Origin of the sequence: Azospirillum endophyticum (genome assembly GCF_016595245.1) — a bacterium.
Lineage (GTDB): Bacteria > Pseudomonadota > Alphaproteobacteria > Azospirillales > Azospirillaceae > Azospirillum > Azospirillum endophyticum.
In genome coordinates this window covers 165,063-191,297 of sequence record NZ_JAENHM010000025.1, presented here as the reverse complement: position 1 = coordinate 191,297, position 26,235 = coordinate 165,063, and the positions used below count along the sequence as shown (strand labels likewise).

Genomic DNA, 26,235 nt, shown 5'->3' with positions numbered 1-26,235 from the left:
ACAGGTTTTCATGTCCCACGACGGCGAAAGATTGCGGATCCGCGTGCGCGGGCGGGTGCAGGGCGTGGGATTCCGCCCGCATGTCCATGCGCTCGCCCGCCGTTTCGGCCTGACCGGCTGGGTTCTGAACGACCCGCAGGGCGTGCTGATCGAAGTGCAGGGCACCGCCACCGCCGCCTTCCGCACCGCCCTGACCGGGGAAGCGCCGCCGCTGGCCCGCATCGACGCCGTCGATTGCGAAGCCGTCGACCCGATCCCCGGGGAGGACATCTTCGCCATCCGCCGCAGCTTGGCCGCGGGCGCCATCGCCACCGGCATCGGACCGGACGCCGCAGTCTGCCCGGCCTGCCTCGCCGAATTGTTCGATCCGGCCGACCGCCGCTACCGCTATGCCTTCCTGAACTGCACCCATTGCGGCCCGCGCTACACCATCACGCACCGGCTTCCCTATGATCGGCCACAGACGGCGATGGCCGGCTTCCCGCTCTGCCACGACTGCCTGGCGGAGTATGGGGAGCCGACCGACCGCCGGTTCCACGCCCAGCCGACGGCCTGCCCGGCCTGCGGTCCCCGCCTGTCGCACCGGCCCGAGGACATCCTGGCCGCGCTGCGGGACGGCAGGCTCGTCGCCATCAAGGGGCTGGGCGGCTTCCATCTGGCCTGCGACGCCATGCGGGCGGATGCGGTGGAGCGGCTGCGGCGGGTCAAGCAGCGCAACGGCAAGCCTTTCGCCCTGATGGTCGCCAATGCGGACTCCGCCACCCGGCATGTCCGGATGGACCCGGACGAGCGCAAGCTGCTGGAGGGCGTGGCGCGCCCCATCGTGCTGCTGCGGCGGCGGGAGGATGCGCCGGGTTCGGGGCCCGAGCTGGCGCCCGGCATCGCCCCCGGCCTCGCTTGGCTCGGCGTCATGCTGCCCTACACGCCGCTGCACTACCTGCTGTTCCATGAAGCGGCCGGGCGGCCCGACGGCACCGGCTGGCTGCGCGAGCCGCAGGACCTGATGCTGGTGATGACCTCCGCCAACCCCGGCGGGGAGCCGCTCGCCATCGGCAACGAGGAGGCGCGGGAGCGGCTGGCCGGCATCGCCGACATGATCGTCGACCATGACCGCGACATCGTCATCCGCGCCGACGACAGCGTCGTCCGCAAGCTGGCCGGCGCACCGGCTTTCCTGCGCCGCGGCCGTGGCCATGTGCCGGAGCCGGTCCGGCTGGCCCGTCCCGTCCCGCCGATCCTGGCGGTCGGCGGTCATCTGAAGGCGACGGTCTGCGTCACCCGCGGCGACGAGGCCTTCCTGTCCCAGCATATCGGCGACCTCGACAACGCCGCGACGCTCGGCTTCCTGGAGGAGACCGTCGCCCATCTGCTGCACATATTGGGTGTGGAGCCGGTGGCCGTCGCCCATGACAGGCACCCGGATTTCCAATCCACCCGCTTCGCCGAACGGACCGGCCTTCCGACCGTCGCGGTCCAGCACCACCACGCCCATGTCGCCGCCGTGATGGCCGAACACCGGGTGGAGGGACCGGCGCTGGGATTGGCGCTGGATGGGTTCGGTCTGGGGGAGGGCGGCGGATCCTGGGGTGGGGAGATGCTGCTGGTCGACGGCCTGCGCGCCGAACGCCTGGGCAGCCTGGCGCCGCTGGCCCAGCCCGGCGGCGACGTCGCCGCGCGCCAGCCCTGGCGGATGGCCGCCGCCGCGCTGGTCCGCATGGGGCGTGCCGACGAGATCGTCCCGCGCTTTGCCGGCCAAGGCCCGGTCGAGGGTGTGCGGCGGATGATCGAGCGCGGCATCAACGCGCCGCCGACCAGTTCCTGCGGACGCTGGTTCGACGCCGCCTGTGGGTTGCTGGGTGTCCGCACCACGGCGGGATTCGAAGGTGAAGCGCCGATGGCGCTGGAATCCCTGGTACGGCGCCCGCGCGTGGCGGACGGCGCCTGGCGGGTCGAAGGGAGCAAGTTGGACCTCACGCCCCTGCTGGAAGCCCTGCTGACGGTCGCCGATGCGGCGGAGGGGGCGGACCTGTTCCACGGCACGCTGGCAGCGGCGCTGGTGGACTGGACGCTGCCGGTGTTGCGTGTCCACGACCTTGGCCGGCTGGTGCTGTCCGGCGGCTGCCTGATGAACGCGGTGCTGGCCGAGGAACTGGTCGCCGGTTTTCGTACCGCCGGGGTGGAGGCGCTGCTGCCTCGGCTGGCTCCCGCCAATGACGGCGGGCTCAGCCTCGGTCAGGCGTGGACGGCATCCTTCGCCCTGTAGCCGAACAACGGCATCTGGACCGGTGCCTTGACCTTCTGGCGGCGGGTCGGGGCGTCGGTGGCGCGGTCGGCCTTGTCGAACTCGTACAGGCCGCGATACTTGCCGATGTAGCCCTTGCGGCAAGCCCGGTGAAAGCGCTGAGAGGCGGTTTCCCAGTCGTCGCCCGGCCGCAGCCAGCTGACATAGGTTGTGCCGCTGCGCGGATCGGTGCGCAGGAACCGCCCGCGCCCCTTCTCGCCACGCACCCACTGGCCGGGGTTCAGCGTCAGCGCTCCGCGGGCCAGCAGCATCCTCACCTGCGGGGTCAGTTCAATGGTCGGAAAATAGGGCATGGCGTCCTCCGGCCGCACCCGGACGGGAGCGGCGCTGATCTGGGATTCCCGGTTGTTTCGGAACCTCCCCGATATGGGAACGCATGCGGAACAAATCAAGGTTTTCAAGGGATGCAACGTGCTTTTCGGGCAAGTTCCCTGGCTCCCTCCCCGCTCACACGGGAAGGGGGCGGGAACACCGAATTTGCCGTTGGCGGGCACTCACCCCACCCGCACGCCGCGCTTTGCCGGCCGCTCATGCTCCTCGTCGGCCGGGGCCTCGGCGTCCTTGAAGGTGCGCACGCCGCTGATCATGGTGGAGATGATCGACTGGCGGGACATGATGTCCTCGCGCACCGCGGCATAGACATGGACGATCACGAACAGCAGGATCGCCCACATGCCGAGATGGTGCCAGGTGTGGACATCCATGCTTTGGCCGAACAGGGGGATGACCCAGCCGAACAGCTTGTCCTGCCAGCTGCCCTGGCCCGCGCCTTCGCTGTAGAGGGCGAAGCCGGTGACGATCATGAAGACGCTGCCGACCGCGATCGCCCAAAACATCGAGAATTGCGCCAGCGGGTTGTGGCCGACATACAGCTTCGGCTTGCGTTCCAGGAACAGGTACCAGCGGGCCTCCAGGAACAACTCGCCCCACCAGTGGCGGTCCCAGAAGGGGAAGCGGAACAGCTGCTTGGCATGGTGGTTGCCTACCAAGGCCCAGTACAGCCGGCCGATGAAGCCGATAGCGAAGATGTAGGCCGCCGCGAAATGGACGAAGCGGATGTATCCCATCAGGAAATTGGCGCTGGCTTCGCCGGGCTGGCTCGGCAGCGGGTTGGCGATCAGGTAGCCGGTGACCGACAGCACCGTGATCGCCAGCGCGTTGACCCAGTGCCAGACCCGCACCGGCACCTCGTAGACATAGATTGCCTTCAGGAAGCGCCCGGCCGCCGGAGCGGCCGTTCCTTCCTCCTCCGGTGTCGCGACCGGCTTCGCATCGTCGAGAGGAGCCATGACGTAAATCCTCCTCGGTTGCCGGTCAGCGCACGGTGACGCGGGCCAGTTCGGCGCCGTCGGGCGCCATGACGTGGGTGGAGCAGGCGAGGCAGGGATCGAAGCTGTGCAGGGTGCGCAGGATCTCCACCGGCTCGTCCGGGCGCTCCATCGGCGTGTTCAGCAGCGAGGCCTCGAAGGCGCCGATGTTGCCCTTGGGATCGCGCGGGCTGCCGTTCCAGGTGGTCGGCACGACGCACTGGTAATTGTCGATCTTGCCGTCCTTGATCCTGATCCAGTGGCCGAGCCCGCCGCGCGGCGCCGCGACGGTGCCGACGCCCTTGGCCTCCTTCGGCCAGGTCTTCGGGTCCCATTTCTCGACATTGGCGGTGGCGGTGTCGCCGGCCTTGATGTTGGCGATCAGGGCGTTCCAGTCGTCCATCATCATGGTGCAGCAGTACTGGCATTCCAGCGCGCGGGCCAGCGTGCGGCCGATGGTGGTCGGCAGCGCCTGCTGCGGCGTGAAGCTCGTCCCGGCCAGCTTGTTGAAGGCGCCGAGGGATTCGGTGATCTGGTCCTTCACATAGCCGACGCCCTGGGCATAGGCCAGGATGTAGCGGGGCAGGGGGCCGACCTCCACCGCATGGCCGCGCCAGCGCGGCGCCTTGATCCAGGAATACTTGGCGGCCTCGTCGAGCTCCTTGATGTCGGTGCGGGTGCCCTTGGTGTTGGCGCCCAGTTCGAACTTGGCCTCGGTGACGCCGTCCCACGGGTGCAGGCCCTTGCTCTCGTCCTCGTAATGGTACCAGCTGTGGGCGACGAATTCCTGCACCTGGGCCGGGTCGCGCGGGTCGATGGGATGGACCTCGTTCCAGTTGCCGTTCAGGATGACGCCGCCCGGCAGCTGGCAGGTCGAATGGTCGTACGGCACCTTCTCGTAATCGCCGTAGTCCATGACGTTGGTCGCCGACAGCCCGCCGCCATAGAGCCAATCCTTGTAGAAGCTGGCGATGGCGAGCACGTCCGGCAGATAGACGTTCTCGACGAAGGCCGTGGCTTCCTGGATGCGGGCGCGGATGAAGTTCAGCCGCTCCATGTTGAGCGGCGCGCCCGACGACCCGGTGCCCTCCATGTTGATGGCGCAGGGAACGCCGCCGACCATGTAGTTCGGGTGCGGGTTCTTGCCGCCGAGGATGGTGTGGATCTTGACGATGTCCTTCTGGAGATCCAGCGCCTCCAGGTAATGGGTCACCGCCATCAGGTCGGCTTCCGGCGACAGCTTGTAGGCCGGGTTGTCCCAATAGCCGTTCTTGAAGATGCCGAGCTGGCCGCTCTCCACGAATTTCTTCAGCCGGGTCTGCACGTCGCGGAAGTAGCCGGGGCTGGACTTGGCGTGGCGCGGCGACACCGCCTGCTGCAACGCCGAGGTCGCCTGCGGGTCGGCCTTCAGCGCGTTGACCGGATTGACCCAGTCCAGCGCGTGCAGGTGGTAGAAATGGACGATGTGGTCGTGGATCTGCAGCGTCTTCGCCATGATCTCGCGGATCAGGTGGGCGTTCTTCGGGATGCGGATCTGCAGCGCATCCTCCACCGCGCGGACCGAGGTCAGGGCGTGGCAGCCGGTGCAGACGCCGCAGATGCGTTCTACGAAGGCCCAGGCATCGCGCGGGTCGCGGCCCTTCAGGATGACCTCCAGCCCGCGCCACATCGTTCCGGTGGACACCGCGTTGCGGATGACGTTGTTGCTGTCGACGTTCACCTCGCAGCGCATGTGCCCTTCGATGCGGGTGACCGGATCGACGACGATGCGCTTGCCGCCGCTGTCGAGCGAAAAGCCGTTCGGGGTCTGGACGATGCCCATGGTCAGACGTCTCCCTTGTGCTGTGCGCGCTTCAGGGCGCTGACCGCCGCGTGGGCGGCGATGATGCTGCCGACGCCGATGGCGGCGGTGGTGCCGATCTGGTCGGCGTTGGCCTCGATCCCGAACTGGAGGATGTCGGATTGGCGGGCGTACCAGGACCCCTTGTCCCAGAAGCCGTCCTCCGAGCAGCCGATGCAGCCGTGGCCGGACTGGATGGGGAAGCTGGTGCCCTCGTTCCAGCGCACGGTGGAGCAGGCGTTGTAGGTGGTCGGGCCCTTGCAGCCGACCTTGTAGAGGCAATAGCCCTTGCGGGCGCCCTCGTCGTCGAAGGATTCGACGAACTGGCCGGCGTCGAAATGCGGCCGGCGATAGCATTTGTCGTGGATGCGCTGGCTGTAGAACATCTTCGGCCGGCCCTGGCGGTCCAACTCCGGGATGCGGTCGAAGGTCAGCATGTAGGTGATGACGCCGGTCATCACCTCGGCGATCGGCGGGCAGCCGGGGACCTTGATGATCGGCTTGTCGGTGATGACCTCATGCACCGGGGTGGCGCGGGTCGGGTTGGGGCGCGCCGCCTGGACGCAGCCGAAGGACGCGCAGGACCCCCAGGAGATGATCGCCTTGGCGTCCCTGGCGACCTTGCGCAGCTGGTCGGTGAAGGGCTTGCCGCCGATGATGCAGGACATGCCGTCCTGGTTCAGCGGCGGATTGCCTTCCACCGCCAGGATGTAGTTGCCCTTGTACTTCTCCATCACCTCGTCGAGGATCGCCTCGGCATGATGGCCGGCCGACGCCATCAGCGTGTCGTCGTAGTCCAGCGAGATCATCGACAGCACCACATCCTTGACCAGCGGGTGCGCCGAGCGGATGAAGGATTCGGAGCAGCAGGTGCATTCCAGCCCATGCAGCCACAGCACCGGAGTGCGCGGCTTGGTTTCCATGGCATGCGCGATCTGCGGCACCATCTCCGGCCCCAGCCCGAGGGCCGCGGCGGTCAGCGAGCAATATTTCAGGAACGAACGGCGTGTGATCCCCTGCCGCCGCATCACCTCGTAGAAGGTTTCCAGCGTTGCCATCGGTTTGTTTTCTCCCGTCGGGCCGCACCGGCGTGCGAGGGGCCGGTGCGCTTCTCCCGCGGGCATAGGCAACAATCGTGCCGTAGTACGAACATTTGGCAATCCAACGGTCACATGGGGGCAGGCGTCTCTACCGGTGGCAACTCCCCGGCCGAAACGGCGGCCGGGGTGGAAGGAGAGTTGCCGGTGGCGTCAGGCCGTCCGGCTGTCCTGCTCGGCGCGGCCGATCAGGCGGTGAAGCCCCAGCCCGATGGCGATTCCGGCGGCGTGCAGGCCGGCGGTGCTGGCGAGGAAGCCGGCGGCATAGCCGAGCGCCGCGGCGTCGGCCGGCATCTCCGCCCCGTGGGCAAAGCCGTGGAACAGGCCGAAGCCGCCGGCGAACAGCACGCCGATCACGCCGTTGCGCGACATCGGCATGACGCACAGCAGCGCCAGCACGACGGTGGAGGCGTAGATGGCCGGCTCGACCAGCGGCAACTCGCCGCCGGCCAGCGCGAACAGCCCGCCGGCCAGCATGGCGGCCAGGAACGCTCCCGGTACCGCCAGAACGGCGCGTCCGCCGATGGTGGCGCCATAGACGCCGACGGTGACCATGGCGATCAGGTGGTCGAGCCCGCCCAGCGGATGCGCGACCCCGTCGAGGAAACCGGCCCCGGCGAGATGGCCGGGATGGGCCAGCGCCGGGGTGGCGGCGAGCGCGATGGCCGCGGAGATGGCGGCAAGGCGGGTGATCTTCGACATTTCGAACGGCTCCTCGGGGTTCTTGTGGTTTGGGTGATCGAAGGATGCCCTCTCCCGTCCCGGGAGAGGGAGGGGACCCACGAAGTGGGGAGGGTGAGGGGTATTCCGGACATGGATTCTAATCCTTGGATCGCCCCTCACCCTTCCCAAGCTCCGCTTGGGCCCCTTCCCTCTCCCGGGGCGGGAGAGGGCAATTGGACTGCTCAATGCCGCTGCGCCGGACCGCGCTCGATGCCGTAGCGTTCCAGCTTGGCGCGCAGGCCCATGCGGGACAGGCCCAGCTCATCGGCGGCCTTGCTCTTGTTCCAGCGGCAGCGGACCAGCGTTTCCATCAGGATGCCGGCCTCCAGCCGCTCGATGCGCGACTTCAGCGGTCCGCCCTGGCCGATCAGGTCGAGCGGCGGCAGCGGCCCGTCCTCCGGCGAGGCCGGGCGGGTGTTCAGCGCCGCGCCGCGCAGCACGGCATCGGACAGCAGCTCGGCGCCCAGCGTCCCGCCCTCGCACAGCACCAGCATGCGCATGATCTCGTTCTGCAGCTCGCGCACGTTGCCGGGCCAGCCATAGGCCTCCAGGCAGGCCAGCGTGTCGGGGGCGAAGCCGGCGACCTTCTTGCCATGGGCGGTGGACAGCCGGTCCAGAATGTGGTGGGCCAGCACCGCGATGTCGTCCGGCCGGTCGCGCAGCGGCGGCATGGTCAGCGTCATGGTGCTAAGCCGGTAATAGAGATCCTCGCGGAAGCGGCCGGACTTCACCTCCGCGGTCAGGTCGCGGTGGGTGGCGGCGACGACACGGACATCGACCCGCCGCGTCTCGTTGGAGCCGACCGGCCGGATCTCGCCCTCCTGGAGGAAGCGTAGAAGCCGGACCTGGAAGGCCGGGCTGATGTCGCCGATCTCGTCCAGGAAGATGGTGCCGCCGTCGGCCTGCCCCAGCAGGCCGACGCGGGTGCTGTGCGCGCCGGTGAAGGCCCCCTTTTTGTGGCCGAACAGCTCGCTTTCCAGAAGCTCGTCGGGGATGGCGCCGCAATTCTCGCAGTAGAAGGGCTGGTCGGACCGCGGACTGCCGTAATGGATGGCGCGGGCCAGCAGTTCCTTGCCGGTGCCGGTCTCGCCCAGCACCAGGACCGGGACGTTGAAGCCGGCCACCCGCTCCGCCTGTCGGCAGACCTCCTCCACCGGGCTGCCCTGCGCCCGGATCAGGCCGTCGAAGCGGTAGGACTGCCGCACCCGCTCCCGCTTGGTCGCCACGCGGGTCTCGGCCAGCGGCGGCAGCAGCTTCAGCTCGTTGGTCAGCCGGTCGTGTTCGCGCTGAAGCTGGTACAGTTTCGTGGCGTTGCGGGCGGTCAGCAGCAGGTGGTCGGGGTGCCAGGGTTTGGTGATGAACTGGTGGATGCCGGCGGTGTTGATGGCGCCGATGATGTCCTCGGGATCGATGTAACCGGTGATGACGATACGCACCACGTCCGGCCAGCGTCCGCGCACCTGGGTCAGGAACTCCACGCCGCTGACCTGGGGCATCCGCTGGTCGGAGAAGACCGCCTGGATCCATTCGGTTTCCAGCAGGCGCAGGCCCTCCTCCGCCGACAGCGCGGTGAAGACCTCGAACTCCTCGTCCAGCAGGCGGGCGATGACCTCGACGGAGCGCGGCTCGTCGTCCACCACCAGGATGCCGGGACGGGCGGGATCGGTCATCGCACGGTGTCCTTGCTCATCGGGCCTTCTTCATCGGGCCGGCCTCATTCGACTTCGAGATCCTTGATCGTCATCTCGGTGCCGCCGTTGGGATGCAGTCGATTGCCGCCGCAGTGTGGGCAGGGAGACAGCCGGTCGTCCAGATCCACCGTGTCGTTGCAGTCGAAGCACCAGCCGCGGCCCGGCACCTCCAGCACCACCAGCTCCGCCCCATCGGCCAGGGACCCCCGCGTCACCACGTCGAAACCGAAGCGCAAAGCCTCGACTTCCACCCCGGCGAAGCGGCCGATCTCCAGCCGGACCCTGCTCACCCGGCCGAAGCCGTTGGTCCGCCCGGCCTCTTCCATCGCCTGGAGCAGGCTCTCGCAGAGCGCCATCTCATGCATCGCCCGGATCTCCGGTTCGATCTCCGGCTCCCATTCCCAACAGCGTGCGGCGCGTCGGGCGCACCGGTTCGGCCGGGGGCGAAGCGGCATCGGGAGGCGGAGCGAGTTCCGCCTCCCGCCGGCGGCGGATTTCGGCGGTCTGGGCACCGTCTTCGCGGATGGAGGGATCGAAGAGGGAGACCAGGGCCGCCGACGCCGTTTCCGTCGCCTGGAGCATCGAGGCGAACTCGAACATCGGCGAAAAGAGCGAGCACGCCTTGTAGGCGCCGACGCCCTTGCGGTTGGCGTGGACGAATTCGTAGCGGCCGGAGGGGAATTCGATCAATTCCTTCGCTCCCGGCACCAGCCCCGACCAGTCGTCCTCCCCGCCGGGCAACAGCACGAGGTTCAGGAACCAGGGGGTGACCAGGGCGCCCAGCCAGCGCTCGTCGTGACGGCGGAAGCCGACGGCCTTCACCGCCAGCGCATCGTTGACGATGGGCATGCCGCGCATCTGCGCGGTGTGGATCTCGCGGAAGGCCGCTTCCAGACGCCCGATGGCCTCGCTCGGCAGGGCGGGACCGGTCTCGTGCCCGGCAGGTGTTGGTGAGGCAGCGGTCTCCGTGATCACCGGTTCCCCATCCAGAGCCATGAACTGGTCGCGGGCGCCGTCGCAGACCGGGCAGCGCCAATGGTCGGGCAGGGCGGCGAAGGCGGTGCCGGGCGGGACCTGCCACTGCTCGCAGCCCTCGGCCGGATCGTAGACATGCCAGCAGATCTTGCATTCCATCCGCGTCGCCGCACCGATGCGCGTGGCGTCGCCGAGATAGGAGCCTTCGAAACGGGAGGAGGCGGCGCTCATCGCACCCGCTCCAGATCGGTGGCCAGCGCGTCGAGGATCTCGGCCAGCCGCTCGGCGCTGTCGGCGATGTCTTCCGCCGCGGCGCAGACCACCGCCGGCACGTCGACGATCTCCACCGTGTCGAGGATCAGCGTGTCGACCGAATTGTAGTAGCGCACCCACCAGACATTCGGCGTCGCCGTGGCGGTGACGCGGCAATTGCCATAGCCGCGCGACAGGATCGTGGTGGCGCCGACGCCCAGCCGCTGTTCGATGAAGGCCAGATCCTCCGGCGTGTGGGGAAGCAGGCTGAAATTCACCGCATGGGGCGCGTCGCCGCGGCGCCATGCGGCGCTGCGGTCCAGCAGTTCGGTCAGGATCGGCATCCCGTTCATCAGGCCTGCCGGCGGCGGTCCGGCGGCAATCGGCGCCGTGGCAATGAAGGCACGGTTCAGCGCCACCCGCGGGAAGCCGCCGACCAGCAGGCTTTGGCGCGTCGCGCTTTCTCCAATGGCACGCACGCGCCAGACGCCGGCCAGCGACGCCTCCTGAATCTCCAGCCGGTCGCCGGCCCGCTCCACCTTGACGGCGACCTCGCCCTCGCCAAGCGCCTCGTCGACCAGGGCCAGCACCGGAGCGTCGAGATCGTCGACCGGAACGCGGATTTCCTCCGAGGCCGGGCCGGGAGACCAGTGGGCCAGCGCCTCGTGGACGCGGACCAGGACGGCACGGGCCGCCGCCGCGCAGGCGGGATCGGCGACCTCGGGCAGATGCGGCTCATAGACGCGCATGCCCGACGGCATCGGCAGATACTCCAGCCCCTCCTCGCCGGCATCGGGCTGGCTGCCGGGGCCGAAGTCGACCGGCGGGTGGGTCATGCCGAACAGGGAACTCATGCCACACCGCCTTCCAAACCGCAGTCCAAACCCGATTCCACACCCGATTCTAGGATCTCGCCGATCCGCTGCAGATAATCGTCCCAGTCGCGCACGCGCGCGATGCTGCCCAGCAGCCGGTCGCCGCGCAGGAAGACCAGGGCCGGCAGGCTCATCATGCCGGTCAGCGCCAGGATCGCGCGCTCCGCCGCCTCCCCCGCCACCGCCGGGGTCAGGCGCGGATGCAGCGCGCGGACCAGTTCCGGCAGGATGACGGCGACATCGGCGGTCTCCGCATTGCCCTTGCCGTGGCCAGGGAGGAAAACCACCCAGCTTTTCGCCGCATCGTCCAGCCAGGGCCGGTCGTCGGCCTTGTCGAGCCGCCGGTAATTGTGCATTTCGGTCAGCAGATCGACCAGCGGCGGCAGGGGCAGGCGCGGTTTGGCGGGAGGGGCGGCAAGGTCGGTCATGGCGTCAGGCCTCCGTCAGGCCGGCCGCAAGGGCCGCCTCCAGATGGGGGGGAAGGGTCGGTTCACGGTCGGTCAGGTCGGCGAAGGCGCCGTCGAGCTGCTCCCCGTCCAGCGCCGCGGCCATCGCCGCCAGCGCGTCCAGGATCTGGGTCGCCTCCTCCGGGGCCAGCAGACGGCGTGCCGCGCCGAGGAAGCCGAGCACCCAGTCACCGGCGGTTGCCTCCGGCACCAGGGACAGGTCGATGAGCGACCCATCCCCGGCCCGTCCCGCAACGCCGTCGACGCCGGTCAGGCGCAGGGGAATGCCGATGCACATGCCTGGTCGCTCCCGCTCAAACTTCGCTGGCGGACAACGCCGCCAGGATGCGGGAATCGCCGATGCGGCAGGCCTCCTCGGCGCTGGGGCGCCCGCCTTCGTAGGCGTCGCGGGCGATGGCGGGCGCGGCGATGTCGGCAGCGGCGTCGCGGCGCGTGCCCTCCACGCCGAACCTGTCGCGCAGAAGACCCAGAATGATGTCGATGGTGGGGGTGACCTGGGAAGCGACGGTGTCGGTCAGGCCGCCGCCGTAATCCTCCAGGCATTCCGGCTGGACGCCGACCAGGATCAGCGTCGGCGGGCAGCGGCCGACCAACATCGCGCTTGCCAGCACCTCCTGGAAGCCGGTCTGGTGCAGGCTCATCTTCTTGGCGCCCAGGAAGGCCGGCACGTCATCGCCATGAAAGACACGGCGCGTGCCGGGTGGCAGGCCGTAATCGATGGCGTCGACGACGATCAGAGCGTCGGCGTTTTCCAGGTGCGGCAGGAGGTAGAGGCCCTGGGTTCCGCCATCCATCAGGGTGACGTGCTCGGGAAACCGCCAATCGGCCGCCAGACGCTCCACCGTGCGGACGCCGAACCCCTCGTCGGCCCACAGGATGTTGCCGATGCCCAACACCAGGATCCGCGCCGCATCGCGACCGCTTCCGTCCCCCGCCAACTCCATGCCCGTACCCCAGCATTATCCCGTGGTGCGGCGACCTGCCGCCGGACCATCGTTCGTACAAGTTCCATGCCAGGATCGGCGGTTCAGGCAAGCCCTTGATCAGGCTGGAGATTTCCACACCCATCGCTCGACATAGCAGCGATTGTGGATATCAACATTACAGCATGCAGGGTAAGTGGCAACCAACTTGCCACCATGGCTGGAAGCTTGCCGCAAGTTGGATGGGGAGGATTGTTCGCAACGGTCGAACGGTGAAATCAGGATCCGGGCGTTTATCCCAGCTCCGGGTGGGATTAGATCTCTCTCAACGGGGCGGATCATCCCCCGCCCACCTGGAGATTAAAATGGCACGCATGGTTTCCCTGATGATGTTCGTCGGCGTCATGTCCTATGCGGCGTTCATCGCGTCCTGACCGTCTGTATAGGACTGGGCTTCAACGGTATCGGTTGGTATTTTTTTCCAAACAAGCTCCCCCAAATGCATCGTACAGGCTATGCACCTGCCGACCGAGAGCTTCAACAGCCAGGTCATGAAGAGGGTGGGCCTTGTAACGGTTCTGCAATCGGAAAAATGACCATCCGCCCTACCACCGTCGCGCGCGGTAGAAGAGGGCGGGATTCCGCCGCATGCAGCGAATCGCTTTGATAAATAGTCCCTGAAGGACTATTTTCGGGGAAGGCGTGCCGAGGATGCGACCCCCGACACGCCCGCCCGATCAGCGGTTCAGGTGTTCAAGCAGCAGCTTGAGCACCTGCAACAGCAGGATCAGGAGAGTGAGGATTTTCTCCATCCTCTTGCCCTCCGGTAGAGCGGCGCGGGCGGTGGCCTGCCCATCGCCCCGACCGCCCGGAGAAGCTAGCCGAGATCGCATCTTCTCAAAACTGGTTGTGTCGGACAGTTCTGTCCGATTGCCGGCAATCTCTTTCCGATCCGACCAAAAGCGCGCCACGGTGGCGCGATGTTGGCGAAATGGAAGGGTTTACGCTCCCCCGCCTTCCGTGGCCTTCCGCCGCTCCTCCAGCATTCCTGGCAGGGTAAAAGCGTAGGTCAGGAACAGCTCGGTGAACGCCTGGATATCCTTGGCATCCTTCTCCTGTACTGGCTCATCCTCGTGAACGGCTTCGTTCCCGATCAGTCGGATTTCATGCGCCCAACTCTTCATGGAGGGCGTGACGCCAGTTTCTGCTGGCAGCCTGTCGATGCGGTTCTTGAGATTGGTTCCGGCCGGACATTCTGGATCCATCCGCTTCACGGTGATCTCCAGAACCTTTCGGAAGAGAGGGGCTGCGGCGTTGTAAGCTCGTCTAGAAAGGCATTCGGCGGCCTCGATATAGAATACGCGAATGTTGTCCGGAACGTGATTTGGGCAAGATGGAGAAGAGGCACAGGGAAGTACACGAGTCAAAGAGTATCCGCTTCGCGTTGGATCGTGCATGACACCGTGAGGGGAGGCAGTCGGGCTTTTTCGGTTTTCCTCTGGGCTTCTCTCGAATAATCCAATCACTATTCTTTGACAGGCATTGCATCTAAGAATTGTTTGGAAACCAAGGCCCGGGAGCAAATCTGGGTCAGGAACTTCATAAAGAGAGTGGAAGCCGGTATTGTTGCGATCGCAAAAAGGGCAACTGAGGGAGAGATGTGCCACAATTTTTTCCTTTCAGCATTTTCTATAATATTTATAGGTGCAAAATGTTCCGGGCTGCCTCAGGGCGGCCTTTCTGCGTTTGGGTCACTTCTTGGTGGGCTTCAGCATGTTTTGGAAGGCTGCGCCACCCTTTCCGGCGTCGTGAAGGGCGCCTGCGATCCACGTCCGAAGCTCTACGGCTTGGGCCTCCTGCTCGCTGGTGCTGAGTCTGAGTCGGTCCGCCTGTCCCTTGATGTAGCCCTTCAGCCAGACCTCGCGCGCCAGCGGAGTGGTGTAGGCGCAGCCGTTTGGGTCGCTGCCATTGAGACCAGCCAGCATGCCCTCATGGGCTATCCACCCAGCGCCGCCCCGGCGTTCGATCTCGGCTTGCTCTTCTATCTCGCGGGGTGAGGGGCCGAGATCGGAGGCTTCTGAAGCGGAAAGGCCGTGCTCAATCAGCTTCCGAATCGCCTCGGCTTCACTGCGGATGCGCTGACTGAATCGATAGTCCTCTACTCGCTCCCAAAGCTCTGATGGGAGCGAGACCATCTTGCGTCCAGCCATGGTGCGCGGTCGTGCCATGGATGTCTCAATATCAGATGGAGAGACAACAGTGTACCACAAACCAGCATTGACGCCATTTATGGTACAGTGTACCTTTTAACCGCTAGCCCCGCTATGGAGGCGAATGTGGCGATCGATACGGAAAAATGGGCTCGCAAGGTCGTGCTGCTGGAGCACGACTTGGTGGCCCAGGTGAAGAAGTACCAGTTCAGGAATGAGTTCGAATCGGAGAGCGATGCCATTTGCTTGCTAGTCAACGCCGGACTCGACGCCGTATCGACGAAGGCGCCGGCCGATGCGGGCGCCTGAAATGCCAACGGCGACGCGGTCTGCCAGGACCATCGTCGCCGTTGGCGGAATTCAACCGGCCCTGCCAGGGGCCGATCAGTGTCATGAGGTGAACATCATGAACGGAATGTATATTACCCCTTTCCTGTTCGAAGGGGAAATCCTCGTTTGCGTCATAATCCGTGATGACGCGCCTTGGTTCGTCGCCTCCGACGTCTGTCGGGTGCTGGGCCTTGCTCAGCCGGCATCCGCAGTGCGGAACCTCGAAGAAGACGAAAAGGGGGTGCACATCACGCACACCCTTGGGGGTGATCAGGAGGTGTTGATCGTCTCCGAGTCCGAGCTCTACGCCTTGGTTTTCCGCTCTCGCAAACCAGCCGCTATCCGCTTTCGGAAATGGGTAACGCAGGAGGTGTTGCCCAGCCTGCGTAAGACGGGCGGCTACAAGACCGACGAGAAGGAGAGCAAGGTCCGACTCGCCGACCGTCGGGTGAAGATGAACGAGCGGAATGCCGTGACCCGGTCAGTGATGGCCGCCAATCAGGCGCTCCAACTCGTCGGCCGAGCAGGTGGGCCGCGCGCGATCGCCAAGAACGCCCCGGCCTTCTATGGCAAGCTCGGGATCCCCGTCGATATGTCCAGCGCCTTCGACCAGGGGGAGTTCGATCTCGGCCAGGAGGACGAACCGAAAAACGATCCAGATCCGTCCGACAAGGACGAGCAGGGCGAGGAGTAACGCCCATGCCAACCTCTCATCCCACCCGCCGGGCGATCCTGGCGGGGACGGCCTCGGCTTGCCTCCAGCTGGCCGCCTTGGCGCTTCTTGTCGCCACCCCACACCCGGACGCCGAGCTGCTGGCGGCCTGGAATGACTACGTCTCCGCGCACCGGGCGCACGATCAGGCTTTCGCCGACAACCCGGACGGCTCGGATGAAGACTTCGAGCCGTATTGGGAGGTCATCGACGGTCACGCCGCCCGGATCAGACGGCTCCAAGCCCTCACGCTCAAAGGATTCGCGGTTCAACTGCGGTTCCTCTTCGCTGCGCGGGTTGAATATCGCTCATCGTTCCGGGCTGCCATTTATGGAGAGCCGGCGGATGCCGAGATGATCGAGGAATTGGAGACCGATTGGCGCGACGAGATGCTGTGGAGGATGGCGGATACGGCCACGAACGCCTGCAGGATCCCGATCCTGACCTCTGCGGCCTGAGAATCCCTTTCCCCTGGCCTGCCTCACTGGCGGGCTTTCTTTTTGTCCAATCTCCACCAGGGCAGAGGCGTATCATGGCAAAATGGGGGAGCCAGGTCGAGGCGAATTGTCTTGCAAGTTATGATAATAGAAGTTTTACCTTAAGGAATATACCTTAGATAAATAAGGTAAAACCACAAGAATATAGAAACAAAGAATGATGTACTCATGAGAATTAGTATTGTGTTCCATACGCGATATGGAAATGGAGATCTATAATTTCCGCCAACGTATTCTTGAATTTTCAATGATCTATTTTTTACATCTAGGATATAAAAATGAAGGATGCGCAAGGCTACCAAAGATATTGAGTTCATTAGAATGAAAGATAAAGGAACTACGTAACCAGTCGAGCTTTTTTTGATAAAATCTTTCTCGATAAGCGGAAGGTAGAAACCGAGAGCAGCAAAGCTGAAAGTAAAAAAGAAACAATACCATTGGACTAAGCTTGAAAATGCAGTTCTGGCAAAATTGTTTATTTCTGATGCTTCGTCATTTATAGTGGGAAGATCAGATTCTTTACCTTTTGCTGGGCTTTCGTCATTTAGAACGCTGGATTTATTGCCAAGATCGCCGATCTCACTGTCAGGCATGTGGCTTCCTCTATATTGGGTTGAATCAATAGGATTGCTCAAGATGTTTCGGGGAGTTGATGCATTAGTCCCCAAGATAGGCGATCGGTCAAGCCCAGGCCCACCGGTTGGTGAGGAGGCCGCTGTGCTTCATCAGCGCGTCCCGATGCTGATGAGGAGGTGCATATCCGGGACCGGTTCCCCCACTCGCGACCATGGGGAAGGCGGCACATCGGGAGCGTCGGCCATTTTGTTCCCCATACGTTCCTATTTAGAAGAACACTGAAGGAGAACATCCAATCAAGTGCTGTTGCGCGAATTTTGATGAATTTTGATAATCAGAAAATAAGCCATTGATATTACGTCAAAAATTTTCAATGCACCGTACAGACCATGCAGGGATCGAAAGACCGTACGATATGCTGGACCGACAGCGGCGTGCGCTCGCCCTCCTGCACCGGGGCACCGACCAGTGCCTGTTCCAGCGGCCCCGGCACTCCATCCAAGTCCCGCGGTGAGAAGTTCCAGGTCGTCGGCGCGATGATCTGGTAGCCGGCAATCCGTCCACGCTCCACCCGCAGCCAATGGCCGAGCGCGCCGCGCGCCGCTTCCGTCAATCCAACCGCCTGGGCGGTGTCCGGCATCTCCGCCGCCACGCACCAGGGGGCGGCAGGGTCGATGGCGCGCAGCCAGGCTTCCATCGCATCGGTGGTCCGGGCTAGTTCCAACAGACGGGCCACCACGCGGCTGCGCACCGATCCGCCATCCTGGGCCACCAGCGCCCGGATCAAGGGATGGCCGTCTACCAACTGCCGGGCGATGGCGCCGGTCTCGTAGGGCAATCCGGCCAAGCGCGGCGCCTTGCACCAGCTGTAACCGGTCTCGTCCAGCCCGTCCGGCACCGTGGAGCCGGCGAAGGGCGGGTGGGGGCGGTCCTGCCCGGCCATGCGACTGAAGCGGTGATGCTCCGTCACCTGATCGGGGTCGAAGAGAACCTCCCGTCCATCGGCGAACACGCCGCGGCGATAGAGATGCCCCCCATCCGGCCCGGCATAGGCGCCGTGGCTGAGGAAGCGGCCATGGGCGCGGCCGAGATGGGCGAGGTCCAGATCCGCGGCGATCTCCAGGAACAGGCGGAAATCCCCGGCGGGGCCGGAAACACGCCAACGCTCCAGATCTTCCGCTGCGGCGAGCGCCAGCACACGGTCCAGCGGTGCGCCGAACAGGCTGTCCTCCAGGAAGCGGCGGAAGCTGCGGATCGTGGCGAGCAGACGCACGCGGTCGCGGGCATCCACCGCGCGGGTGACGCCGCCGGGCTGGAGCGTCAGCGTGTGCGGCCATTTCCCCCCCAGGATGCCCAGCACATGGAACAGCTCCGCCCGCGCCGCGGTGGCGGCGCGCACCGCGCTGCCTTGGGCCGCCTTGAAGCGGGCCGCCGCCCGATCGAACCAGGGGCGCCCTTCATAGGCGGGGCGGGCGAAGTCGGGCATGAAGAACAGGTGGAAATGGGTCAGATGGTCGGCGACATTCTCGGTCGCCGTCATCAGGTTGGTCGCCAGCAGCCCGTTGCGCGGCACCTCCACCCCCATCGCGCCGCCCAGCGCCAGCGCCGCCGCATGGCTCTGCGAGACCGAACAGATGCCGCAGATGCGCGGCGCCACCACCAGCGCATCCATCGGGTCGCGTCCCTCCAGGATGCGCTCGAAGCCACGGAACAGCGGCGAATTCACATAGGCCGCCGAGACGCTCGTGCCGGAGATTTCGAGCCGGACCTCGAGATCGCCTTCCACGCGGTTGAAGGGGCCGACGACCAGCCGGCGTTTGGGTTCTTCGCTCACCGGCTCAGCCTTTCCGGGTGGGGCGGACGGTGGGGGCGACGACGATGCGGTCGGCGGCGGCGTTGCGGCGCACCCGCTCGGGCGTCGCCGCCTTGGCGAGGGAGGCCAGGGCCACGAACCAGGCCTTCGGCATGTCGGTGGGCAGGCCGATCGGGATGCCGGCGAATTTCGGCGTCTGCTGGAAGGCGTGTCCCGGTTCTTCGAAGTCCGGTGCCGTGCAGTTGATGCAGGCATAGCCGCCGCGGGTGCACGACCCCTCGCCGTTCCACAGGCGGGTGTTGCAGTCGGCATGCGCCTGTGTGCCGAGACAGCCCATATGCTCCATCAGGCAGCCGAGATCCGACGGCTTCTCGGCGCTCGCCTTGTATTCGTAATACTCGTTGCGCGGGCAGCCATGATGGACCAGATGGTCGGCATAGAAGCGCGGGCGCTGGTAGACGTCGAGATCCTCGGCCGCCAGGGCGTTCTCGGCCAGCAGCATCAGCGTCTCGGTCACCCAATTGGGATGGGTCGGGCAGCCGGCGACATTCACCACCGGCAGACCGCCCCGCGCCCGGAACGCTCCGTCCAGCGCGCCGCCGCGCCGCGTGCCCTCATATTGCAGGCCGCAGGCGTCGGCGATGTTCTCGCCGCCCGCGGTGATGCCGCCATAGGCGGCGCAGGTACCGACCGCCACCACGGTGCCGGCGGCGGCGGCCAGATCGCGCACCCAGTCGATGGTCGGCCGGCCGGTCCCCGCCAGCACATGGAAGCGCCCGGTGCCGTTCGGCCCGCGCAGGAGCGATCCCTCCACGCACAGGACGTCCAGCGGCTCCTCCCCCGCCAGGATGCGCTCGAACAGGCCCACCGCCTCCGCCCCCGTCTCCTCCGACAGGCTGGGGTGCCAGAGCAGGCGGATGCCGGCGGTCTCCAGCAGCGTCATCAGGTCCGGGGATTCGGCGCAGAGCAGCGACATGGTGCAGCCGCCGCAGCCGCCCGATTGCAGCCAGAGCACCGAGAACGGACGCTCCCTCATGGCACAGTTCCTTCCCGCTGTCCGGCGGCCGGCAAGGTCAGGGTGAACAGCGCCCCGCCATCGGGATGGTTCGCGACGGCCAGTTCGCCGCCATGGTCGCGCGCCAGCTGGTAGCTGATCGACAGGCCGAGGCCGGTGCCCTTGCCGACCGGCTTGGTGGTGAAGAAGGGATCGAAGACGCGGCCGAGGATCGCGTCGGGAATGCCGTGGCCGGTGTCGCGGATGGTGACGGTCACCGTTCCCGCCGCCTCCCGTCCCTGCAGTTCCAGCCGCTTGACCGCGGCACCGGCCATGGCGTCGATGGCGTTCTGAACCAGATTCATGGCGACCTGATGCAGATGGCCGGAATGGCCGGCGACCTCCAGCGTGTCGGGCAGGTCGAAGACGACGGTCAGGTCCGGCATCTGCGCCTTGGCGACCCAGGTGATGGCGGAGCGCAGAAGCGCCGTCAGATCAAAGCGTTCCGAGGCGTGCTTCTGTTCCGAGGAGAAGCGGCGAAGCTCCGCCACGATGTCGCGCACCCGCTCCGTTCCCTCCAGCATGCCGTCCAGCGTCGCCGCCGCGTCGGCACGCGCGCGATCGATGCGCAACTCCTTGCGCAGCGCGGTCAGCTCGTCCGCTTCGCCCCCGTCATGCACGCGGTCGAGATAGGCGGTCAGCCGGTCGACGTAGCGGCGCATGGCATGGGCGTTGCCGTAGACGAAGGAGATCGGGTTGTTCAGCTCATGCGCCACGCCGGCGACCAGCCGGCCGAGCGAGGCCATCTTCTCCGAATGGACGAGCTGCTGCTGGGTCTGCTTCAGCCCCTCATGGGCGGCGGCGAGGTCGCGATAGGCACGACGCAGTTCTCCCACCGGCCGTCCGACCAGGACCAGCCCGATGGCGTGGCCGCGCTGGTCGTAGCGCACCGTACTGTTGACGGCGACCGGGAAGGGACCGGCCGGTCCGCGCAGCGAAAGCTCCACATCGCTGGCCTCCTCGCGCTGGAGCGCGGCACTGCACAGCCGCGCGAAGGCGGGATGGAAGGCGGGGTCGAGGAACTCGCGCAGCGGCCGCCCGGTCAGCTCGCGTCCGGCGCAGCCGAGCGCCCGTTCGGCCGCCCGGTTGGTCTGCTCGATCCGGCCGTCGCGGTCGCAGGCGATCAGGACGTCGGTCATCGAGCCCAGCACGCTGGCGATGAAGGCCTGCGCCTCTTCCAGCTCGGCGTTCTTCCGCTCCAGCTCCACCTGTTGCGTCACGAGATTCGCATAGGTCTCGTCCATCTTCCGGATCACCTCGATCCAGGCGCTCTCGGCGTCGGCATCGGGCGTCATGCCGGGAATGGAAAAAGGCTGCGACAGGGGGGCGCTCATGGCTCGCAGCCTAGCATGCCGAAGCGCGTGCGGCGTGGACGATTTCAGGTCGACCAGACCGACCACAAGCCGGCCAGCCCGCTCAGGACCAGCACGTAGAGCGCGAAGTCGAACAACGGCGCATGCCAGACCCAGCCATAGGCGCCGACGGAGCGCAGGCCGCGGCGCAACAGGGCCGAGACCGCCCAGGCCACCACGGCCAGGATCAGCAGCGGCGGCAGGAACAGGCCGTAGAGGTCGATTTCACCGGTCATGCCCGTGCCCTTTCCTGATGCATGGTTTCTTGGAACGGCGGCAGCGCCACCAGGGCGGCGTCCGGGAACAGGCTGCGGCGCAGCGAGGCAAGCGCCACCACGGCGCCGTTGCGCTCGGGGCAGGGCGGGACCGCGCCGATCGCCGACAGCAGATTGTCCATGCTGTCCAGCAGTTCGGCCGGCGCCGGGTCCGGGCGCTTGGCGGACAGGGCGCGGAAATGGGCGGCGACGCCGCGCAGCAGCCGCTCCAGCGCCGGCCCACCCGCACGGCCCAGCACCGGCCGCGCCCGCTGAAGCTCCACGATGTTCAGTCCGACGCGCAGGTCGCGCACCGCGTCGATGGCATCGACATCCACCGACCCGCCGGCCTGGGCCAGCCGGGCGGACAACAGCCCGACGCGGTCCAGCATGCGGCTCTCGAATCCGTCATTCGCCGGCACGCCGCGCATCCGCGCCAGATCGGCGATCTCGCGCCAGCCGACATGCAGCAGGCGGCGCGCGCTCCAGGCGGCTCCGACCGACCGGCACATGCGGGTGACCAGCATGGCGGTGACGATGCCGGCGATCTGTCCGATGCTGCTGTTCAGGAAGGAGGCGAAGTCGCCATTGCCGGTGTCGAGCAGGCTGAGCGAGCCGCCGACACCGAAGATCAACGCCATCGCCTTGCCCATCGTCGCCGGCCGGGCGACGAAGATCCCCAGCGGCACCAGCGTCGGCGCCAGGCACAGCACCAGCATCGGGAAGCTGTCGAAGGACGGCAGCACCACCAGCAGATAGAAGGCCGACAGCGGCAGCGAGGCCAGCGTGTAGACCAGGAACAGCCGGATGCCGGGCACCGGATCGTCGAAGGAGGCGAAGAAGCAGGTGAAGACCGCCACCATCATCGCCGCCGCCGAACCGGACGACCAGCCGGTCAGGATCCAGAAGGCGCAGACGGTGGTGATACCGAGCAGGGCCGCCGCCGCCGACCACGCCGCCATGCCATGGTCCAGGTGGAAGACGCCGCGCGACCGTTTGCGGGCCAGCGGGTCGAGATGGTCGGGCAGGGCGTGGTCGCCGGACGCGATGCGCGCCCGCAGGTCGCGGCAGTCCCGGTGGATTTCGACCAGGGACCGCAGGCGCCGGATGAAGCTGAAGCGTGTCGCGGCCTCCCACCCGCCGGTCGATTCCCCCGTCTCCGCGGCCTCCAGCCGATCGAGCCGGCCGATCAGCCGGCCCGCTTCCGCCGGATCGGCGGCGGCACCGGCGGCGATCCAGTCCCGCACCGCGGCCACGACCGGGGCCACGTCCGGCGGCGGCGCGCCGTCCGGCCGCCGCAACGCGGCCAGCCTGTCATGCACGGCGGTCAGCACCGGCAGCAGATAGACCATCCGGTCCTGCAACGCCCGCATCGGCCGGGTCATCCAGCGCAGTTCGGAGGTGTCGTAGGGCAGGTGGGTGGTCATGACCCGCAACTCGGTCAGGTCGGCAGCCATCTTGTGGCGGTCGCGCAGGCGGGCGTCGGTCCCGACCTGTTCCAGCGCATCGAGCGTCCAGCGTTCCGCATCGCGCAACGCCGCGTCGAGCTTGCCGAGCAGCACCGGCCCCATGCCGCGCGGCAGGATCACGCTGTGAACCACGGTGGCGCAGACGATGCCGAGGATGATCTCCTCCACCCGGGCCAGCCCGGTGTCGAAGATCGCTTCCGGACTGGCGACGCCGGGGAAGACGATCAGGCCGACGGTATAGCCGGCCAGCATGAAGGCGTAGCTGCGCGGCGTGCGGTCCAGCAGCGAGACGAACAGGCAGCCGCCGACCCAAAGCCCGACCGCCAGCGACAGCAGTTCCGGCGCGTTGACCAGCTCGACCGTCAGGACGAGGGCGGCGATGCTGCCCGCCACCGTGCCGGCGACGCGGTACACCGCCTTCGACCGCACGGTGCCCGACAGCGGGCTCGAGACCACATAGGCGGTCAGCATCGCCCAGAACGGGCGCGGCAGCCCCATGCCGAAGGCGATGTAGAGCGCCAGCATGGAGGCCGCGAAGGATTTCAGCGAAAAGACCAGTTCGTCGAAGGAAGGGAGTTTGGGCATCGGCGCGCGCTCACTGCCCGGCTGGCAGTTGGGCGACCTTCGGCGATCCGTCCGGCGTCCCCACCACCGACACGGTCGCGGTCCGTCCGGCGACCAGTTGCAGCGAGTCCGGCATGTCGTCCAACGCGATGCGTACGGGAATGCGCTGGGCCAACCGCACCCAGTTGAAGGTCGGGTTGACGTTGGCGACCAGACCGGTGCCCTCCGCCCGGTCGCGGTCGACGATGGCGCGGGTGATGCTGTCGATCCGGCCGCGCAATTCCGCGCCCGAGCCCATGATCCGGACGGAGACGGGGGCGCCGACATGGATGCGCGGCAGCTTCGTTTCCTCGAAATAGCCCATGACATAGAAGGAATGGCTGTCGATCAGCGCCACCACCGCCTGGCCGGCGGCGACGTAGTTGCCGGTCATCATCTGCAGGTTGGTCACATAGCCGTCGACGGTCGCCTTGACCTCCGTCCGGTCCAGGTTGAAGCGGGCGAGGTCGAGCGCCGCTTCGGTCTGCTTGGCGGCGGCGGCGGCCTTGGCCATCGCCGACGTCACCTCCTGCCGCTGTGCGGTGGAGACGACGTTGTTGCCGAGCTGCTGGTAGCGATGCGCTTCGGCGGTGCGATAGGCCAGTTCGGCCTTGGCGCTGTCCAAATTGGCCTGCGCCTGCTCCACCGCCAGCCTATAGCGGCCGGGATCGACGACGAACAGCACATCGCCCTTGTGGACCAGCTGGTTGTCGGTCACGCGCACATCGGTCACCAGACCGGCGACGTCCGGGGAGACCTGGACGATGTCGGCACGGACGCGGCCGTCCCGGGTCCAGGGCTCGTTCATGTAATAGTCCCACAGCCACAAACCGCCGCCGACCGCCGCCACGGTCAGCAGCAGGGTCACGGCGATTCGGGCCACCGCCCGGAAGGAAGGAAGGAGTGTCACGGTCTTGGTTCCTCGATCACCGCAGCGATGCAACCGGAAACGCAGCGCGGCCGGAACCGGCTGCGTCGCGCTTCGGGAAAAACGCAGCGGTCAGGTCTGTTCGCGCTTGGCGTTGGTCTCGATGATGGACAGCACGCGATAGCAGGCCTCCACATCGGCCTCCGTCGCCTCTGCCATCAGCCGCTGGCGGACGTCGTTCAACGCCTCGTTCACCTGCAGCAACAGATGACGGCCGGCGTCGGTCATGTGCAGGGTCTTCGCCCGGCGGTCACCGGGATCCTCGCGCCGTTCCAGCAGGCCGGCCGTCTCCAGCCCGTCGAGCAGCCGCACGAGGGACGGGCCTTCGACCGCCATCTCCTCAGCCAGCTCGCGCTGACGCAACCCGTCGCCGAGTTCGGCCAGAAGCATCAGCGGCGTGATGGCTGAGCTGGAGAAGCCGCTGTCCGCCAGCACCTTGTTCGCCGCGCGCCGCCAGAGATGGGAGGCGCGGAACAGGTGCAGGCCGAAATTGGGAGGAAGGCGCAGAGCCTTATCTTGTAGCATTCCTATTTAATAGGTTTGCTATCTAAATCCGGCAAGGGGGAGCGATGAGGTGGAGCCCCCGCTCGTCGCATGGCTGGATTGATGCGGTGCAAAAAAACCGTGACGGACCGTCGGTCGCCACGGGGGCGACCGACGGTCCGGGAGATGTCGTTCCCTCCGAGGGTGTCGGGTGGGGGAGAGATGTCAGCAGGCGGTGTCGGCCGTCCGGGGACGGACGCCGAGCAGGATCGTCAGGACGGCGATCAGCAGCACCGCTCCGGCCATGGTGAAGACCCCGGTCACGCCGCTGACTCCGAAAATGGCTCCCCCCGCCGCAGCTCCCGTGGCGATGGCGAGTTGCACCGCGGCGACGATCAGGCCGCCGGCGCTCTCCGCCTCGTCGGGCACGGCACGGGTGATCCATGTCGACCAGGCCACCGGAACCGCTCCGAAGGCGAGGCCCCACAGCGTCACCAGAACGGAATCGATGGTCGGCGAACCACCCGCGCTTGCCAGCGCCAGGCCGAGCAGCGCCATCAGCAGCGGCATGGCGATCAGCGTCAGGCGCATGTTGCGCTCCAGCAGCATGCCGCCCAGCGCGGTTCCGACGAAATTGGCGATTCCGAAGCCCAGGAGAATACCGGAAACGCCGTCGAGCCCGACGCTGGTCACCGTTTCGAGGAACGGCCTGATGTAGGTGAAGAAGGCGAAATGCCCGGTGAAGACCAGGACCACCGCCAGCATGCCGATGCCGACGCCGGGCCGGGTCAGCACATCGAGCAGCGTGCGCAGCCGTGCATGTCCGCTCGGCGCCATACGCGGAAGCGTCGCCGCCTGTACCGCCAGGGCAAGAAGCCCCAGGACGGCGCCCAGCAGGAAGACGGGCCGCCAGCCGATCAACCCGCCGACATAGCTGCCGAGCGGAGCCGCGAACACGGTGGCCGCCGAAACGCCGCTGAACATGATCGACAGCGCGCGCGGAACCAGATGGGGCGGCACCAGACGCATGGCCGTCGCCGCGGCCATGGTCCAGAAACCACCGAGCGCCACGCCCAGCAACACACGTCCCAGCAGAAGGACCGGCAGATTCGGTGCGAAGGCGACGGCGAGATTGGAGGCGATCAGCAACACCGAAAATGCCAGCAGCACGGTCCGCCGATCGATCCGCCGGGTCGCCGTGGCGATCAGCAGGCTGGTCACCAACGCCACGGCCGCGGTTGCCGTCACCGCCTGACCCGCCAGTCCTTCGGAAACTCCAAGATCGGCCGCCATCGGCGTCAACAGGCTGGCAGGCAGGAATTCCGCTCCGACCAGCCCGAAGACACCCATGGACATCGAGAAAACCGCGCCCCAGGCCGGCTTCTCCAAATGGCTCATGTCTCTCTCCCCTCGTTCCAAGGTGGTTTTGCTGCATTGCAGGCTATGCTTGAAGCGGCGGACGATCCATGCCATACCGTCCGAAGTTTTTGATCGGACGTCTG

27 protein-coding genes are annotated in these 26,235 nt (G+C 66.6%); 4 read left to right on the top strand and 23 right to left on the bottom strand.

Going from position 1 to position 26,235, the window contains the following annotated elements:
- Nucleotides 1-10 precede the first annotated feature (10 nt).
- Nucleotides 11-2,263 carry a carbamoyltransferase HypF gene (gene hypF, locus JHL17_RS07965; RefSeq protein ID WP_200191807.1) on the top strand — a complete coding sequence of 751 codons (2,253 nt, stop codon included), beginning with the start codon at nucleotides 11-13 and terminating at the stop codon, nucleotides 2,261-2,263.
- On the opposite strand, the gene JHL17_RS07960 is transcribed toward hypF, so the two are convergent.
- The 14 genes from JHL17_RS07960 to JHL17_RS07895 form a co-directional block, all read right to left on the bottom strand.
- Complete coding sequence (locus JHL17_RS07960; protein ID WP_200191805.1) at nucleotides 2,233-2,595, bottom strand: hypothetical protein; 363 nt, start codon at nucleotides 2,593-2,595, stop codon at nucleotides 2,233-2,235. The genes hypF and JHL17_RS07960 overlap by 31 nt on opposite strands.
- A gap of 201 nt (nucleotides 2,596-2,796) precedes the next feature.
- Nucleotides 2,797-3,591, bottom strand: coding sequence for a Ni/Fe-hydrogenase, b-type cytochrome subunit (cybH, locus tag JHL17_RS07955; RefSeq protein WP_200191803.1), 795 nt, complete (start codon nucleotides 3,589-3,591; stop codon nucleotides 2,797-2,799).
- Nucleotides 3,592-3,616: 25 nt separating this feature from the next.
- Entirely contained in the window at nucleotides 3,617-5,431 is a 1,815-nt protein-coding gene (locus JHL17_RS07950; protein WP_200191801.1) for a nickel-dependent hydrogenase large subunit, read from the bottom strand.
- A 2-nt stretch (nucleotides 5,432-5,433) separates the two neighbouring features.
- Nucleotides 5,434-6,507, bottom strand: coding sequence for a hydrogenase small subunit (locus JHL17_RS07945; protein ID WP_200191799.1), 1,074 nt, complete (start codon nucleotides 6,505-6,507; stop codon nucleotides 5,434-5,436).
- A 192-nt stretch (nucleotides 6,508-6,699) separates the two neighbouring features.
- Complete coding sequence (locus JHL17_RS07940; RefSeq protein WP_200191797.1) at nucleotides 6,700-7,248, bottom strand: HupE/UreJ family protein; 549 nt, start codon at nucleotides 7,246-7,248, stop codon at nucleotides 6,700-6,702.
- Between the two features lie 203 nt (nucleotides 7,249-7,451).
- Nucleotides 7,452-8,939 carry a sigma-54-dependent transcriptional regulator gene (locus JHL17_RS07935; protein WP_200191795.1) on the bottom strand — a complete coding sequence of 496 codons (1,488 nt, stop codon included), beginning with the start codon at nucleotides 8,937-8,939 and terminating at the stop codon, nucleotides 7,452-7,454.
- A gap of 44 nt (nucleotides 8,940-8,983) precedes the next feature.
- Nucleotides 8,984-9,325: a hydrogenase maturation nickel metallochaperone HypA gene (hypA, locus tag JHL17_RS07930; protein ID WP_200191793.1), complete on the bottom strand. Its 342-nt coding sequence runs from the start codon at nucleotides 9,323-9,325 to the stop codon at nucleotides 8,984-8,986.
- A complete protein-coding gene (locus JHL17_RS07925; RefSeq protein ID WP_200191791.1) occupies nucleotides 9,318-10,166 on the bottom strand; it encodes a [NiFe]-hydrogenase assembly chaperone HybE in 849 nt (282 codons plus the stop codon). Before JHL17_RS07925 ends, hypA begins: the two co-directional genes overlap by 8 nt.
- Nucleotides 10,163-11,041 (bottom strand): hydrogenase expression/formation protein, encoded by an 879-nt coding sequence (locus JHL17_RS07920; RefSeq protein ID WP_200191789.1) that lies wholly within the window; start codon nucleotides 11,039-11,041, stop codon nucleotides 10,163-10,165. The genes JHL17_RS07925 and JHL17_RS07920 overlap by 4 nt, the downstream gene beginning before the upstream one ends.
- Nucleotides 11,038-11,490 (bottom strand): thioredoxin domain-containing protein, encoded by a 453-nt coding sequence (locus tag JHL17_RS07915; RefSeq protein ID WP_200191787.1) that lies wholly within the window; start codon nucleotides 11,488-11,490, stop codon nucleotides 11,038-11,040. Before JHL17_RS07915 ends, JHL17_RS07920 begins: the two co-directional genes overlap by 4 nt.
- Before the next feature lie 4 nt (nucleotides 11,491-11,494).
- Nucleotides 11,495-11,806 carry a HypC/HybG/HupF family hydrogenase formation chaperone gene (gene hypC, locus JHL17_RS07910; RefSeq protein ID WP_200191785.1) on the bottom strand — a complete coding sequence of 104 codons (312 nt, stop codon included), beginning with the start codon at nucleotides 11,804-11,806 and terminating at the stop codon, nucleotides 11,495-11,497.
- Between the two features lie 16 nt (nucleotides 11,807-11,822).
- Nucleotides 11,823-12,473: a HyaD/HybD family hydrogenase maturation endopeptidase gene (locus JHL17_RS07905; protein WP_200191783.1), complete on the bottom strand. Its 651-nt coding sequence runs from the start codon at nucleotides 12,471-12,473 to the stop codon at nucleotides 11,823-11,825.
- 980 nt (nucleotides 12,474-13,453) lie between these two features.
- Nucleotides 13,454-13,909 (bottom strand): DUF4145 domain-containing protein, encoded by a 456-nt coding sequence (locus JHL17_RS07900; protein WP_247893405.1) that lies wholly within the window; start codon nucleotides 13,907-13,909, stop codon nucleotides 13,454-13,456.
- A 294-nt stretch (nucleotides 13,910-14,203) separates the two neighbouring features.
- Entirely contained in the window at nucleotides 14,204-14,662 is a 459-nt protein-coding gene (locus JHL17_RS07895) for a hypothetical protein (protein WP_200191779.1), read from the bottom strand.
- A gap of 126 nt (nucleotides 14,663-14,788) precedes the next feature.
- Between JHL17_RS07895 and JHL17_RS07890 the strand changes: the two genes are divergently transcribed.
- The 3 genes from JHL17_RS07890 to JHL17_RS07880 all read left to right on the top strand — a co-directional run bounded on the left by JHL17_RS07890 (nucleotide 14,789) and on the right by JHL17_RS07880 (nucleotide 16,162).
- A complete protein-coding gene (locus JHL17_RS07890) occupies nucleotides 14,789-14,971 on the top strand; it encodes a hypothetical protein (protein WP_200191777.1) in 183 nt (60 codons plus the stop codon).
- Between the two features lie 97 nt (nucleotides 14,972-15,068).
- The gene (locus tag JHL17_RS07885; protein ID WP_200192007.1) at nucleotides 15,069-15,686 is read left to right on the top strand and encodes a BRO-N domain-containing protein; all 618 of its coding nucleotides are present in this window, start codon (nucleotides 15,069-15,071) and stop codon (nucleotides 15,684-15,686) included.
- A 5-nt stretch (nucleotides 15,687-15,691) separates the two neighbouring features.
- Nucleotides 15,692-16,162 carry a hypothetical protein gene (locus tag JHL17_RS07880; RefSeq protein WP_200191776.1) on the top strand — a complete coding sequence of 157 codons (471 nt, stop codon included), beginning with the start codon at nucleotides 15,692-15,694 and terminating at the stop codon, nucleotides 16,160-16,162.
- 140 nt (nucleotides 16,163-16,302) lie between these two features.
- Here JHL17_RS07880 and JHL17_RS07875 read toward each other — a convergent pair whose 3' ends face one another.
- The 9 genes from JHL17_RS07875 to JHL17_RS07835 all read right to left on the bottom strand — a co-directional run bounded on the left by JHL17_RS07875 (nucleotide 16,303) and on the right by JHL17_RS07835 (nucleotide 26,131).
- Nucleotides 16,303-16,794, bottom strand: a complete 492-nt coding sequence (locus JHL17_RS07875; RefSeq protein ID WP_200191774.1) for a hypothetical protein — start codon at nucleotides 16,792-16,794, stop codon at nucleotides 16,303-16,305.
- 353 nt (nucleotides 16,795-17,147) lie between these two features.
- On the bottom strand, nucleotides 17,148-18,611 hold the full coding sequence (locus JHL17_RS07870; protein WP_200191772.1) for a nickel-dependent hydrogenase large subunit: 1,464 nt from the start codon (nucleotides 18,609-18,611) through the stop codon (nucleotides 17,148-17,150).
- A gap of 4 nt (nucleotides 18,612-18,615) precedes the next feature.
- On the bottom strand, nucleotides 18,616-19,626 hold the full coding sequence (locus JHL17_RS07865; protein ID WP_200191771.1) for an NADH-quinone oxidoreductase subunit B family protein: 1,011 nt from the start codon (nucleotides 19,624-19,626) through the stop codon (nucleotides 18,616-18,618).
- Nucleotides 19,623-20,978: a sensor histidine kinase gene (locus JHL17_RS07860; RefSeq protein WP_200191769.1), complete on the bottom strand. Its 1,356-nt coding sequence runs from the start codon at nucleotides 20,976-20,978 to the stop codon at nucleotides 19,623-19,625. The genes JHL17_RS07865 and JHL17_RS07860 overlap by 4 nt, the downstream gene beginning before the upstream one ends.
- Before the next feature lie 44 nt (nucleotides 20,979-21,022).
- Entirely contained in the window at nucleotides 21,023-21,232 is a 210-nt protein-coding gene (locus JHL17_RS07855; protein WP_200191767.1) for a DUF1656 domain-containing protein, read from the bottom strand.
- Nucleotides 21,229-23,304: an FUSC family protein gene (locus tag JHL17_RS07850; protein ID WP_200191765.1), complete on the bottom strand. Its 2,076-nt coding sequence runs from the start codon at nucleotides 23,302-23,304 to the stop codon at nucleotides 21,229-21,231. The genes JHL17_RS07855 and JHL17_RS07850 overlap by 4 nt, the downstream gene beginning before the upstream one ends.
- A gap of 10 nt (nucleotides 23,305-23,314) precedes the next feature.
- Complete coding sequence (locus tag JHL17_RS07845) at nucleotides 23,315-24,232, bottom strand: efflux RND transporter periplasmic adaptor subunit (protein WP_200191763.1); 918 nt, start codon at nucleotides 24,230-24,232, stop codon at nucleotides 23,315-23,317.
- Between the two features lie 90 nt (nucleotides 24,233-24,322).
- On the bottom strand, nucleotides 24,323-24,775 hold the full coding sequence (locus JHL17_RS07840) for a MarR family winged helix-turn-helix transcriptional regulator (RefSeq protein WP_200191760.1): 453 nt from the start codon (nucleotides 24,773-24,775) through the stop codon (nucleotides 24,323-24,325).
- A 183-nt stretch (nucleotides 24,776-24,958) separates the two neighbouring features.
- A complete protein-coding gene (locus tag JHL17_RS07835) occupies nucleotides 24,959-26,131 on the bottom strand; it encodes an MFS transporter (RefSeq protein ID WP_200191758.1) in 1,173 nt (390 codons plus the stop codon).
- Nucleotides 26,132-26,235: the final 104 nt, after the last annotated feature.

Coding starts and splice junctions, on each gene's coding strand:
- JHL17_RS07940 (WP_200191797.1), bottom strand. CDS start 7,248: ATGTCGAAGATCACCCGCCTTGCCGCCATCTCCGCGGCCATCGCGCTC.
- JHL17_RS07875 (WP_200191774.1), bottom strand. CDS start 16,794: ATGCCTGACAGTGAGATCGGCGATCTTGGCAATAAATCCAGCGTTCTA.
- JHL17_RS07900 (WP_247893405.1), bottom strand. CDS start 13,909: ATGCACGATCCAACGCGAAGCGGATACTCTTTGACTCGTGTACTTCCC.
- JHL17_RS07920 (WP_200191789.1), bottom strand. CDS start 11,041: ATGAGTTCCCTGTTCGGCATGACCCACCCGCCGGTCGACTTCGGCCCC.
- hypC (WP_200191785.1), bottom strand. CDS start 11,806: ATGTGCATCGGCATTCCCCTGCGCCTGACCGGCGTCGACGGCGTTGCG.
- JHL17_RS07935 (WP_200191795.1), bottom strand. CDS start 8,939: ATGACCGATCCCGCCCGTCCCGGCATCCTGGTGGTGGACGACGAGCCG.
- JHL17_RS07905 (WP_200191783.1), bottom strand. CDS start 12,473: ATGGAGTTGGCGGGGGACGGAAGCGGTCGCGATGCGGCGCGGATCCTG.
- JHL17_RS07885 (WP_200192007.1), top strand. CDS start 15,069: ATGAACGGAATGTATATTACCCCTTTCCTGTTCGAAGGGGAAATCCTC.
- JHL17_RS07895 (WP_200191779.1), bottom strand. CDS start 14,662: ATGGCTGGACGCAAGATGGTCTCGCTCCCATCAGAGCTTTGGGAGCGA.
- cybH (WP_200191803.1), bottom strand. CDS start 3,591: ATGGCTCCTCTCGACGATGCGAAGCCGGTCGCGACACCGGAGGAGGAA.
- JHL17_RS07865 (WP_200191771.1), bottom strand. CDS start 19,626: ATGAGGGAGCGTCCGTTCTCGGTGCTCTGGCTGCAATCGGGCGGCTGC.
- JHL17_RS07840 (WP_200191760.1), bottom strand. CDS start 24,775: ATGCTACAAGATAAGGCTCTGCGCCTTCCTCCCAATTTCGGCCTGCAC.
- JHL17_RS07960 (WP_200191805.1), bottom strand. CDS start 2,595: ATGCCCTATTTTCCGACCATTGAACTGACCCCGCAGGTGAGGATGCTG.
- JHL17_RS07835 (WP_200191758.1), bottom strand. CDS start 26,131: ATGAGCCATTTGGAGAAGCCGGCCTGGGGCGCGGTTTTCTCGATGTCC.
- JHL17_RS07860 (WP_200191769.1), bottom strand. CDS start 20,978: ATGAGCGCCCCCCTGTCGCAGCCTTTTTCCATTCCCGGCATGACGCCC.
- JHL17_RS07925 (WP_200191791.1), bottom strand. CDS start 10,166: ATGAGCGCCGCCTCCTCCCGTTTCGAAGGCTCCTATCTCGGCGACGCC.
- hypA (WP_200191793.1), bottom strand. CDS start 9,325: ATGCATGAGATGGCGCTCTGCGAGAGCCTGCTCCAGGCGATGGAAGAG.
- JHL17_RS07855 (WP_200191767.1), bottom strand. CDS start 21,232: ATGACCGGTGAAATCGACCTCTACGGCCTGTTCCTGCCGCCGCTGCTG.
- JHL17_RS07945 (WP_200191799.1), bottom strand. CDS start 6,507: ATGGCAACGCTGGAAACCTTCTACGAGGTGATGCGGCGGCAGGGGATC.
- hypF (WP_200191807.1), top strand. CDS start 11: ATGTCCCACGACGGCGAAAGATTGCGGATCCGCGTGCGCGGGCGGGTG.
- JHL17_RS07950 (WP_200191801.1), bottom strand. CDS start 5,431: ATGGGCATCGTCCAGACCCCGAACGGCTTTTCGCTCGACAGCGGCGGC.
- JHL17_RS07915 (WP_200191787.1), bottom strand. CDS start 11,490: ATGACCGACCTTGCCGCCCCTCCCGCCAAACCGCGCCTGCCCCTGCCG.
- JHL17_RS07880 (WP_200191776.1), top strand. CDS start 15,692: ATGCCAACCTCTCATCCCACCCGCCGGGCGATCCTGGCGGGGACGGCC.
- JHL17_RS07850 (WP_200191765.1), bottom strand. CDS start 23,304: ATGCCCAAACTCCCTTCCTTCGACGAACTGGTCTTTTCGCTGAAATCC.